The organism is Phenylobacterium sp., assembly GCF_036501465.1.
In the GTDB taxonomy this organism is placed as follows: Bacteria; Pseudomonadota; Alphaproteobacteria; order Caulobacterales; family Caulobacteraceae; genus Phenylobacterium.
In genome coordinates this window covers 1-11,508 of the sequence record NZ_DASYAF010000073.1, presented here as the reverse complement: position 1 = coordinate 11,508, position 11,508 = coordinate 1, and the positions used below count along the sequence as shown (strand labels likewise).

The window sequence follows — 11,508 nt, the reverse complement described above, 5'->3', positions numbered from 1 at the left end:
CCCTTGCGTTCGGCCTGTCTTCGCAGGTCTGCTAGGCTGGCGATGATCGGACGGATTCGAATCCCGTTCCACAAGCCATTCCGCCGCAAGCCGATGCATAGACGCATTCTCCTTTTGGGTTGCCTCGCCGCCGCGGCCGCAGCCTCCGCCGCGCAGGGCCAGCCGGCGCCCGTCGTCACCCTGTTCGGCGACTCCATCGTCGCCGGCTATGGCCTGGCGCCGGCCGACGGCCTGGCCCGCCAGCTCGAACTGGCCCTGGCCGCCTTGGGCGTCAGCGCCGTGGTGCGCAACGCCGGCGTGCCGGGCGATCCCTCGCCGGGCGGGCTGGCGCGCCTGAACGCCTCGGTGCGCAGGGACACCGCCGTCTGCGTCGTCGAGTTCGGCGGCAACGACCGCAGGCTGGGCCTGCCGCAGGCCATGACCCACGACAGCCTCGACGGCATCGTGCGGCAGCTGGTCGCCCGCGGCGTCAGCGTGATCGTGGCGGAGAACGGCGGCCTGGGCCGGATGCAGCGCGACATCGCCGAGGCGAACGGCGCGATCTTCTATCCGAACCTCTTCGCCGGCGTCGGCCCAGGCCTGCGCCAGCCGGACGGCGTCCATCCGAACGCGGCCGGCGAACGCATTATCGCTCAGGCGCTGGCGCCTGTGGTCGCCGAGGCCCTGCGCGCGCGCCGTTGAAGCTTAGGTCTGGCCAGATGCTGCAACGCTTGCGGGGTTCAGGCGACCCCTGGGTCAGGGCCGCTTGGCCGTCGTCGGCTGCCGCCAGAAGATATCCACGAGGTCCGGCGCCGGATCGGTCCATGGGACGATGACCAGGTCCCCGGTCGCGAGCGCCGCGGTCTCCTCCCGCGCCAGCAGCGCCACGGCCAGGCGATCCGCCTGACCACCAGGAGCGCGCTCTGCGAATTCCTCGCCGGTGACAAGGATGGGGCCGGGCCTCGGCTCGCCGGCCTCCCAGGTCACCCCGACATAGCCGCAGACGCTCTGCAGCGGAGACCGGCGTCCGGTCAGGCAGGCGCCCATGACGACCCCGAGGGCGCGCCCCTGCGCGGGGCAGGACGCCGAAACCATGACCCGCTTGAACATCGCCGGTTCGATCCCGGCGAGCGGCCGAAGGGGCTCGGCGCGACCATTGAGCGGCAGGGCCCAGGCGCCCGCGCCGCCAGCGATCAGGGGCGCCCAGGCCGACAAGCCGCCGGAGATGTCGCGAATGATCCCGCGGGTCTCGTCCAGCAGACCCCAGGCCAGCTGGCCGCGGAGCTGGACGAGGTTCATCCGCGCGTCCTGCCGGCCCTCGAAGCGGAGGTCCTTGGATGGGTCACGGGGATCGGACGCCGCCACCCCACACGGTCTCGTCGCTCCAGATCGCGCCATCGGGATAGGAGACCGACGGCTTACGGTCCCTGGCGAGCCAGAGCGGGCCATCGAGGTCGACGATGTCGCAGGCCTGGGCGACGATGAACCCCGCGGCCATCGCCCAGCTCGAGCCGCCCATGTTGCCGACCATCAGGTCGAAGCCGAGCTGCCGGGCCAGATCGACCATCCGCAGCGCCTCGGTCAGGCCGCCGCACTTGTCGAGCTTGACGTTGATCACGCTGCAGCGGCCCAGCATCGCCTGCATGTCGCCGCTCGACAGGACGCTTTCGTCCGCCGCGATCGGGATCGGCGAGTCGAGCCCGTCGAGCCCAGCCTCCTCGCCCCGCGGCAGCGGCTGTTCGACGAGTTTCACGCCGAGCTCGACGAAGGTCGGAAGCACCGCCTCCAGGCTCGCGCGGCCGTAACCCTGATTGGCGTCGACGCCGAGCCAGACGCCCGGCAACGCCCGGCGCACCGCCGCCACCCGCGCGCAGTCGAGGTCGGGCTCCCCGGTGAGCTTGAGCTTGATGGCGCGCGCGCCCGCAAAGCCGCCGGCCGCCCGCGCCATGGCCTCCGGGGTGTCCGCGCCAGCAGTCATGGTGCTGACGCGCGGCTTCGGCGCGCCGAGGCCGGCCAGTTGCCAGACCAGGCAGCCGGCCTGCGCCGCCTCCAGCTCCCAGAGCGCGCAGTCGAGCGCATTGCGCGCGCCGCCGGGCGGCAACAGCCCCTGCAGCTCGGCCCGCCCGATCCCGGCCTCGATCGGCGCGCGGACGCTCTCGGCCGCCGCGAGCATGTGATCGGCGTCGTCGCCCAGATAGTAGACCCCGCAGGCTTCGCCGCGCCCGAGATGCTCGCCATCGCCGATCGTGGCGACCAGGGCCGGCATGGCCTCGAAGACATAGCCGCTGATCGCGAACGGCTCGCGGAACCGCAGGCTTTCCGTGCGCAAGGTCAGGGTCCGGCCCACCGTCGTCTACTCCCTGGCCTGCGTCGCACCGGGCGCACCGGATTTTCCAGATGCGCAACTACCTTTCCATATATTAAAAGATCGCGCCAGCGGAACAGCCGCGCGGGACCAAGGGTCGCGCCCCCAGAAGATCGCTGCGATGGGCTAGCGGGTTTTCTTCGGCTGCCGGCGCGGCTTGGGCGCGGCGGGGGACTCGTTGGCGGCCCGCAGGTCTTCGAAGGCGCGCATGGCCACCGGCCGCGATTCCGGCGCGACCACGTCTTCCAGCTTCGCGTTCTCGGGATGGGAGTAGACGGTGAGGATCTGCGCCGGCTCACCGTCCAGGGTCAGGTAGCGGTGGGCGAGGGCGGCGTCGAAATAGACACTGTCGCCCGCCTCGAGGACGGTGGTCGCATAGCCTTCGCAGACGAACCGGATCCGCCCCGAAAGCACATAGGTGAACTCCTCGCCCCCGTGGGTCTCGGCGTCCGAGCCGTCGCCGTCGGCGCGTACGTCCACGATGCAGGGCGAGTAGTGCTTGCTGGCGATTTCCGTCGCCAGGAAGTGGTGCAGGTTCGAATTGACGTCGACCGACGGGCCCGAGCCGCTGTGGTTGATCACCCGCCGGCCGCCCTTGCGCATGCTCGGGCCGGGATTGGCGAACAGCTCGCCCACCGGAACCTCGAGCCCGGCGGCCAGCATGCCGAGCTTGCCGTAGGTGAGCGTCGTCTGGGCGTTCTCGACTTTCCAGAGCATGGAAACCGACACGCCGGTCCGTCGCGCCAGCTCGGCGATGGACCAGCCACGTCGCTCGCGCAGCGATTTCACACGCGCCGACAGCAGGGACTTCTCATCGACCATCACGCGATCTCCGTCGCCCAGCGATAAGCCGCGGCGCCCTGGGACGCAACCTATGGGCCCGGGTTGTTTCAGATATTGAAAGGCTTGCACGCCGCGGAGGCTTTCGGCGACAGCCGATCAACGGCATGGTCGATTTTCAGATATGAAAGCCTGGCCTGGAGGGGACCCCAGATGACCGCGAACCATCCGCCCGGCCGCTTCCGGCGACGGGTCCTGCCGGGCCTGGCCTTCAAAGCCGTGGTGATCGGCGGCGGCTACGCCACCGGCCGCGAACTCGCCACCTATTTCCTGCCGAGCGGTCCCTGGGGCGGGCTGGCGGCGATGGCGCTGGCCACCGCGATCTGGAGCCTGGTCTGCGTGGTGACCTTCCTGTTCGCCCTCAAGACCCGCAGCCTCGACTACCGGACCTTCTTCCAGCACCTGCTCGGGCGGTTCTGGCCGCTGTTCGAAGCGGCCTATCTGGCGGCGATCATGGTGATCCTCTCGGCCTTCGCCGCCGCCGCCGGGGCGATCGCCGCGGCGGTCTTCGGCCTGCCGCCGCTGGTCGGCGCCCTGACCCTCATGGGCCTCATCTCGCTCTTTGCGGCCTGGGGCAACGAGTCGGTCGAGCGGCTGTTCAAATATGTCTCGTTCCTGCTCTACGGCGTCTACGCCATCTTCGTCGTGCTGGCGTTCAGCCACTTCGGCGAGCGGATCAGCGCGGCGTTCGCCCAGCCGGGCCCGATGACCGGCTGGATCCCCGGCGGCCTCACCTACGCCGGCTACAACATCATCGGCGCGGTGATCATCCTGCCGGTGACCCGCCACCTCGCCTCGCGCCGCGATGCGGTGGTGGCCGGGCTGCTGGCGGGCCCGCTGGCGATGGCGCCGGCGGCGCTGTTCTTCACGGCCATGGTCGCCTTTTTCCCGGCGGTGCAGAGCCAGATGCTGCCCTCGGACTTCCTGCTGACCCGGCTCGACCTGCCGGCTTTCCGCCTGGTGTTCCAGCTGATGGTGTTCGCCGCCCTGCTGGAGAGCGGGACCGGCGGCGTCCACGCCATCAACGAGCGTATCGCCCACGCCTATCAGCGCCGCGCCCAGCGGACCCTTTCCAAGCGCCTGCGCCTGGCGGTGACGGTGGCGATCCTGGCCGGGTCGGTGTTCGTCGCCGATCGGGTCGGCCTGGTGTCCCTGATCGCCGACGGCTACCGGTGGCTGGCCTACGTCCTGCTGGCGGTCTATGTGGCGCCGCTGCTGACGCTGGGCGTCTGGCGGCTCACCCGCCCTCCGGAGGCGGTTGCGAACGCAGCCTAGCGCGCCGCCGTCCGGGTGAAGTCGAGGTCCTGGAAGTCGAAGCTGAAGTCGGTGGTGGGCGAGACGGGCTTCATGGTCATCCCGCTCACCGTCCCGTCGAATCCGGTGCGGAAATTGACCAGGGCGTCGGCCTTGAGCGACCGGTCGTCCCAGCGCACCACGAAGACGTTGCCCGTCATGGGCTTGAGATCGCCCTGCAGCCCCTGGGTCCGGCTGAACACCAGGCGCAGGCGCTCGCCTTCTCGGCGCACCGTCGCGTCGCCGCGCCAGACGTCGTGGTAGACCCCCACATAGGCGTCGAGCGGCAGCGCCGCTTGGCCGCCGGCCGCCGCGATGGCGGCGTCGGCCTTCTGGTCCGCGCCAGCCCCCAGCTTCGCCTGCTCGGCGTCGCGGGCCGAATAGTAGGCCACCCAGTCGCGCTTTGGCGCGCCTACGAAGGCGTCGAGCAGGCTCATCATGATCGCCGACATCGCGGCCCCGCTCTGCTGGTTGGTCAGCACGATGACGCCCAGGCCCTTCTCCGGGACCAGGGACACGTAGGTCACCATGCCGATCAGGCCGCCGGTGTGCGAGACGCGCTCGACGCCGTCATAGTCCTCCAGGCCCCAGCCCAGGCCGTAGTCGCGGAAGTGGGTGCGGGTCAGGCCCTGGGCGTCCGGCGCCACGGGCTCGATCGTCTGTGGCGTCCACATCTGGCGGTGTTGCGCGGCGCTGAACAGCGCCGAGCCGTCGGGCAGCTTGCCGTCGGCGAGCTGGATCTGCGCCCATGCCGCCATGCCCGCGGCGTTGCACTGGATGGAGCCTGCCGCGTCATAGGCGGTGCTGGGATCGGGCGGGACCGAGGTCAGCTTTCCGTCGATGACCACGTGCGGGCGGGCGACGTCCGGATCGCCGTCGATCATCTTCAGGGTCGCCCGGCAACCGGTGTGCAGCCGGTCGAGGATGCGGGTCTGGACGAAGTCCTCCCAGCTCTGCCCCGTCAGCTGCGGGATCAGTTCGCCGGCCAGGATGTAGAGCAGGTTGTCGTAGGCGAAGCGGGAGCGGAAGCTCGAGGCCGGTGGCAGATAGCGCAGGTTGTGCAGGATCTCGGCGCGCGTGAAATCGCTGGGCGGGAACAGCATCAGGTCGCCGGAGCCCGTGCCCAGGCCGCTGCGGTGGGTGAGGATGTCCCGCACCGTCAGCTCGCGGGTGACATAGGGGTCGTAGAGGCGGAAGCCGGGCATCAGGTCGGCCACCCGGTCGTCCCAATGCAGCTTGCCCTCGTCCACCAGCATCGCCAGGGCGGCGACGGTGAAAGCCTTGGTGTTCGAGCCGATGCCGAACAGGGTCTGGGCGTCCACCGGCTCCGGCCGACCGACCTGGCGCACGCCGTAGCCCTTGGCGAACAGCACCTGCCCGTCCTTGACGATCGCCACCGACGCGCCGGGAACCTGGAACGCGGCCTGGGCGCGCGCGACCAGGCGATCGATGTCCTTCGGCGTCGCCCCGGGCGGCGAGGCCGGGCCCGGCGCGGCCGAAGCCACGGCCGGCAGCAGGGCGAGGCTGAGGGCCGCCGCCGCGAAAGCGCCCCGCGCGCGCCGGAACGTCACCGCTAGTAGGCCGAGCCGGCGGTGATCAGGTGCTGGCTGAAGGCGATCCAGGCGAAACCCACGCTGGCGAGCGCCAGGCCGACGCTGGACAGCTTGGCGAACCAGCCGCGGTCCGAGCGCCAGACGACCGCGACGTTGGCGACCGTGGCGGCGATCCCGACCACGCCGACCAGGCCGACGAGCTGGATCAGGCGGACGATCCAGTCGGTGGAGGCGCTGGCGCCGGAAAGGTCGCTCTCGGCCATGCCGATGAACCAGAGCCAGAGGCCGGCGAAGGCCAGGTCGATGACGCAGACCAGACGGGTCAGGCGATAGAGCAGCGCCGCGCGACCGGTCAGCCCGAAGGTGTGGCCGTAGCGCCAGCGGATGAAGGCGGCCAGCGGCCAGGTCGCGGCGCCGAGCGCCAGCAGCACGCCGGTGAGGTAGAAGGCCGGCGTGTTCCAGGCGTTGGACATCGCCGCGGACACCGGCTGCAGCGCCATCACCGGCGGCAGATCGTCGCTGGCGATCATGACGACCTTGCCGTCGCGGACCAGGACGGCCATGCGCGCGTCGCCGCCCACCTCGCGGTATTGGAACGGCCCGACCTCGCGCCACTGCTTCGGCTTGCTGTTGGGGCCGCGGAAGGCGGAGATGGTGACGACGCCGTCCTTGTCGGCGACGACCTTGGCCTCGCCCAACAGGAAGGCGGTGATCCGCAGCCAGCCGGTGTCGGAGCGGCGGCTCATCACATAGTAGCCGGCGAGCTTCGCGCCGTCGGCTTTCGCGGTCGACCAGGTGGGCTCCTGCGGCGGCGGGGCCGGGAAGTAGCGGTCGGTGAACCCCTTCAGGATCGCGGCGCGGATCGTGTGGGCCGCGCCCTGCGCACCGGCGCTGTTGAACGACAGGAACAGGCCGACGTGGTCGTCCAGATAGAGATGCAGGTCGCTGTGGAAGAAGTTGGTGTCGCCGGCGTGGCCGATCAGCCGGTGGCCGTTGCCCGGCTCCTGATAGAAGCCCAGGTCCATGCTGGGCAGGCCCGGCACCGGGGTGAATTGCGGGCTGTGCATCAGTTGGGCGGTCTTGGCGTCCAGGATGCGCTGGCCCTGGTACTCGCCGTCATTCAGCTGGGCGATCATGAACCGGGCCATGTCGTCGCCGGTGGCGGACAGGGCGCCGGCCGGCGCCAGCTGCACATATTCGAACGGCTGCGCCGGCCCCGACGCCACCTTGTAGCCCTTGGCCATGTCCGGCTTCAGGTTCGCCGGCAAGGGCTCGACGAAGGTCGAGTGGGCCATGCCGAGCGGGGTGAAGATGTGCCGCTCGATATATTGCTCGAAGGGCTCGCCCGAGACGCGCTGGACGATGTAGCCCGCCAGGGAGGCGCCGTAGTTGGAGTAGGCCGGGACCTGGCCCGGCGGATAGATGCGTTCCGGCGCGCCGCGCTTCAGCAGCTGTTCGGTGGTGATCACCGACTTCGAACCATTGCCGATCAGGTCCTTGGCGGCGTCCGAGAACCCTTCGGAGTGGGTCATCAGCTGGCGCATGGTCATCGGCTGGCCCTTGTAGGGCGCGATCTTGAAGTCGAGGTAGGTGTTGATGTCGGCGTCGAGGTCGATCTTGCCGGCCTGCACCTGCTGCATCACGGCCGTCCAGGTGAGGGTCTTGGAGACCGACCCCGGCCGGAACAGCGTCCTGGCCGGATCGACCGGCTTCTGAGCCTTCACATCCGCAAAGCCGTAGCCGCGCTCCAGGATCGGCTGGCCGTCCTTCACCACCACCACGACCGCGCCCGCCACATCGCCCTTGGCGATCGCGGCGGGGACCAGGCCGTCGAACCACGCCCCGGCGTCCTCCGCGGTCAGGGCGTGAGTGGCGGCGGCGGCCGGAGACGATGGCGCGCCGGCCGGCTTGGTGACAGACGCAGCGGCGGCGTCCGGCTTTGGCGGTGTGACCGCCGTGGCTGCGGGGCTCTGGGCGGATGCAGCGCCGACAAGGGCCAGCAGCATCGCACCGACGGCGACCAGTCCCGGAAATACTCGCATGATTTCGCCCCTCAAGGCCGCGTCAAAGCCGCGCCAAATGCGTCTGGATCAGTCCATAGGATTTCTTATTTCGCAAGTTGTTTTCATATATGAACATACTGCCTTGACGAGCGAAGCGAGTGACGCGCGCGAGGCGCTGCAAGGATGTCGATCAAGATGGACGGAGCCATCGCTTCGGCGGAGACCCAGGCCAGGCCAGGCGCGGTCGTGAAGAGCCTGCGCCTCGCAAACGGCTGGACCCTGGCCGAGGTCAGCCGGCGCACGGGCCTGCCCGTCTCGACGCTCTCGAAGCTGGAAAACGACAAGATGTCGCTCAGCTACGACAAGCTGGCGCGGATCAGCAAAGGCCTGGAGATCGATATCGGCGTGCTGTTCTCCAACGCGCCGTCGCCGGCGCCCGGGCGGCTGTCGGGGCGCCGCAGCATCACCCGCGCGGGGGAGGGCCGGCTGATCGAGACGGAGACCTACGAGAGCCTCTATCCGGCGACCGACCTGCTCAACAAGCGGTTCGTCCCGATCGTCTCGGAGATCCTGGCGCGCTCATTGTCGGAGTTCAGCGAGCTGATCCGCCACCCCGGCGAGGAATACGCCTATGTGCTGTCCGGCGTGATCGAGTTGCACACCGAGCTATACGCGCCGGTGCGGCTGGAGAGCGGGGATTCGATCTATTTCGACAGCGGCATGGGCCACGCCTATCTGGCCGCCAGCCCGGGCCCGTGCCGGCTCCTGACCATCTGTTCGGGCGAGGAGTCGCAGCTGATCGCCGCCTCGGGCGGACAGGCGAGATCGGAACCGCCGGCGACGAGCCGCGCGACGGGGCGGGAACCGCGCCGCGTCCGGCGCGCGCGGGGCGGGTGAGCCGGATGGCCCGCTCGCCCGCCGCCTCGAATCGGCTTTTCCAATATGCAAGGCGCGGATGAAGATGACCGGACCCGCAGCGCCCATCGCCGAGACCGCCGAAGAGGCGGCGGCAAGCCCGCCCTGGCCCTCGCCGCGGCGCGCCTGGTGGGCGGTCGGCGTCTTCTGCATCGGCGCGATCCTGTCCTATAGCGACCGCCAGATCCTCAGCCTGCTGGTCGACCCGATCCGCGCCGACCTGGGCCTGACGGACGTGCAGATCGGACTGCTGCAAGGCGCGGCCTTCGCCCTGATCTATGCGGTGGCGGGCCTGGCGCTCGGGCGCGCGGCAGACGTCCTGACCCGTCGCTGGGTGATCGTCGCCGGCGTCCTGACCTGGAGCGTCGCGACGCTGGCCTGCGGCTTCGCCCATTCCTTCGCCGGCCTGTTCGTCGCCCGCGCCTTCGTTGGCGTCGGCGAGGCGGCGCTGACGCCCGCGGCCATGTCGATGATCGTCGACAGTTTCGCCGCGCGCCGCCGTGGCGCAGGCGTCGGCGCCTTCCTGATGGGGATGGTGATCGGCGGCGGCGTGGCCCTGGCGCTCGGCGGCTTCATCCTGCAGGCGGCCGCCTCCGGGGCGCTGAAGGATCTGCCGATCCTCGGCGCCTTGGCGCCCTGGCGCACGGCCCTGGTGCTGCTGGGCCTGCTGGGCTTGCCCGTCGCGGCCCTGGCGGCCACGGTCGCCGAACCGGCGCGCCGCCATATGCTGGGCGTCGGCGAGACGCGCGCATCGTTCGGGCAGGCGGCGCGCGGCCTGTATGCCCTGCGCCCGACCCTGGCCGCGCTCTACGCCGCCATGGGCCTCAGCAGCCTCGGCGACTTCGCAATCCTCGCCTGGGCGCCCACCCTGCTGATCCGGCGCTTCGGGCTCAGCGCGGGCGAGATCGGCGCCGTGCTTGGCATCATGGTCATCGCCGGCGGCGTGTTGGGCACCTTCGGCGCCGGCCTGCTCGCCGACCGCATGGTGCTTCGCGGCGGCCGCCCGGCGCGGCTGACGCTGGCGGTGTGGGCCATGGTCCTGGGCGCGCTCAGCACCCTGTTCGTCGTCGCTCCCAGCCCGGCCTTCGTCTACCTGCTGGCGGGCGGCTGGCTGCTCGGATCCACCACCGGCCAGTCGGTGGGCATGACCCTCTTGCAGGAGGTGGTCCCGGGCGACGCGCGCGGCCTCAGCGTCAGCCTGGTTTCACTGATCAACGTCGGCCTGGGGCTGGCGCTCGGCGCCGCCCTGCCCGCGCTGCTCGTCGAGCACCTGTTCCACGATCCGAAGAGCGTCGGGGCGGCGGTCACGATCGTGACCCTGCCCTGCGCGCTGGCGGCCCTCTGGCTCTATCGGCTCGCCCTCGTCGCCGCCCGCCGGGCCGCGGCCTGATCCCTCCGTCGCAGGACGATTTCACGCCAAAGCCACACCCCACAGGAACGATGCGTTCAGATTTGAAAAGCATTTGCCAAGTCTGAAAAACTGACGTTCAACTTCGCCAACGCTTTGCGCAGGGGGATACTATGAGCGCCGTCTCGAAGCTGACTTGGCTGGCGGGCGTCGCCGCCGTTGCGATCACCGCGCCCGCGACGAGTTTTGCCGCTGCTGCCGCCGCCGATTCGCCTTCGGTCCAGGAACTGGTGGTGACCGCCGACAAGCGGGAGGAGAACGTCAAGGACGTCCCGCAGTCCGTGACGGCCATTTCCGGCGCGAGCCTCGACATCCAGCGCGCGGTGTCCTTCCAGGACTACGTCACCCAGGTTCCCGGGATGAACCTCGTCTCGTCCCAGCCGGGATCGGCGCGCCTGACCCTGCGCGGCATCAACGCCGGCGGCGACAGCGCCACCATCGGCACCTACGTCGACGAGACGCCCTACGGTTCGGTGACCGGCCTCGCCAACGGCGCGGTGCTCGCGCCCGATCTCGACACCTTCGACATGAAGCGCCTGGAGGTGCTGCGCGGCCCACAAGGCACCCTCTATGGCGCGAGCAGCCTGGGCGGCCTGCTGAAGTTCGTGATGAACGCGCCGGATCCGTCGCACTTCGAAGCGCGTGGCGAGATCGACGGCGAAGGCCTGAACTCGGGCGGTGACGGCGGCTCGGTCAAGGCCTTGGTCAACATCCCCCTGACCTCGACCGCGGCCTTCCGCGCCAGCGGCTACTACAGCGAGCAGCCCGGCTACATCGACGATCCGCTGCGCGGCGCCAAGGACGTCAACTCCGCCCGCTACGACGGGGCCCGGTTCGGCTTCCTCTACAAGCCGATGGACAACTTCTCCATCCGGCTGAGCGCCGTCGGCCAGGACATCTCAAGCCGCGGCAGCAACACCGAAGACCTCAATCCGACCACCCTGCAGACGCTCTACGGCGACCTGACCCAGAGCCGCACCTTCTCCTCGCCCAACGTGCTTCAGTACCGCATCTACAATGCGACCATCACCTATGACTTCGGGGCGGCGAACCTGACCTCGGCGACCAGCTACGGCAAGCTGCACCAGACCACCAACGAGGACGCCACCGCCCAGCTGGGCGCCCTGCTGTCGAGCGTCTTCAAAACCAACG

General features: G+C 70.0%; 10 protein-coding genes. 5 read left to right on the top strand and 5 right to left on the bottom strand.

What is annotated here, in order from left to right; genetic code table 11:
* Positions 1-93: 93 nt before the first annotated feature.
* The gene (locus tag VGL85_RS07815) at positions 94-681 is read left to right on the top strand and encodes a GDSL-type esterase/lipase family protein (protein WP_331587758.1); all 588 of its coding nucleotides are present in this window, start codon (positions 94-96) and stop codon (positions 679-681) included.
* Positions 682-735: 54 nt separating this feature from the next.
* On the opposite strand, the gene VGL85_RS07810 is transcribed toward VGL85_RS07815, so the two are convergent.
* The 3 genes from VGL85_RS07810 to VGL85_RS07800 form a co-directional block, all read right to left on the bottom strand.
* A complete protein-coding gene (locus VGL85_RS07810) occupies positions 736-1,278 on the bottom strand; it encodes a hypothetical protein (RefSeq protein WP_331587755.1) in 543 nt (180 codons plus the stop codon).
* Positions 1,279-1,321: 43 nt separating this feature from the next.
* On the bottom strand, positions 1,322-2,326 hold the full coding sequence (locus VGL85_RS07805; protein ID WP_331587753.1) for a dipeptide epimerase: 1,005 nt from the start codon (positions 2,324-2,326) through the stop codon (positions 1,322-1,324).
* A 144-nt stretch (positions 2,327-2,470) separates the two neighbouring features.
* The gene (locus tag VGL85_RS07800) at positions 2,471-3,166 is read right to left on the bottom strand and encodes an XRE family transcriptional regulator (protein ID WP_331587751.1); all 696 of its coding nucleotides are present in this window, start codon (positions 3,164-3,166) and stop codon (positions 2,471-2,473) included.
* A gap of 171 nt (positions 3,167-3,337) precedes the next feature.
* On the opposite strand from VGL85_RS07800, the gene VGL85_RS07795 reads away from it, so the two are divergent.
* Positions 3,338-4,459: a hypothetical protein gene (locus VGL85_RS07795; RefSeq protein ID WP_331587749.1), complete on the top strand. Its 1,122-nt coding sequence runs from the start codon at positions 3,338-3,340 to the stop codon at positions 4,457-4,459.
* On the opposite strand, the gene VGL85_RS07790 is transcribed toward VGL85_RS07795, so the two are convergent.
* Both VGL85_RS07790 and VGL85_RS07785 read right to left on the bottom strand, forming a co-directional pair.
* Positions 4,456-6,048: a serine hydrolase gene (locus VGL85_RS07790; protein ID WP_331587747.1), complete on the bottom strand. Its 1,593-nt coding sequence runs from the start codon at positions 6,046-6,048 to the stop codon at positions 4,456-4,458. The two genes, VGL85_RS07795 and VGL85_RS07790, sit on opposite strands and share 4 nt — an antisense overlap.
* A gap of 2 nt (positions 6,049-6,050) precedes the next feature.
* Positions 6,051-8,072 (bottom strand): serine hydrolase domain-containing protein, encoded by a 2,022-nt coding sequence (locus VGL85_RS07785; RefSeq protein ID WP_331587745.1) that lies wholly within the window; start codon positions 8,070-8,072, stop codon positions 6,051-6,053.
* A 144-nt stretch (positions 8,073-8,216) separates the two neighbouring features.
* Here VGL85_RS07785 and VGL85_RS07780 point away from each other — a divergent pair, with 144 nt between their 5' ends.
* The 3 genes from VGL85_RS07780 to VGL85_RS07770 all read left to right on the top strand — a co-directional run.
* Positions 8,217-8,930 (top strand): XRE family transcriptional regulator, encoded by a 714-nt coding sequence (locus VGL85_RS07780; RefSeq protein ID WP_331587743.1) that lies wholly within the window; start codon positions 8,217-8,219, stop codon positions 8,928-8,930.
* A gap of 64 nt (positions 8,931-8,994) precedes the next feature.
* The gene (locus tag VGL85_RS07775; RefSeq protein ID WP_331587741.1) at positions 8,995-10,338 is read left to right on the top strand and encodes an MFS transporter; all 1,344 of its coding nucleotides are present in this window, start codon (positions 8,995-8,997) and stop codon (positions 10,336-10,338) included.
* A 131-nt stretch (positions 10,339-10,469) separates the two neighbouring features.
* Positions 10,470-11,508, top strand: a 1,039-nt coding sequence (locus VGL85_RS07770; RefSeq protein WP_331587739.1) for a TonB-dependent receptor plug domain-containing protein, incomplete at its 3' end; no start/stop codon positions are given.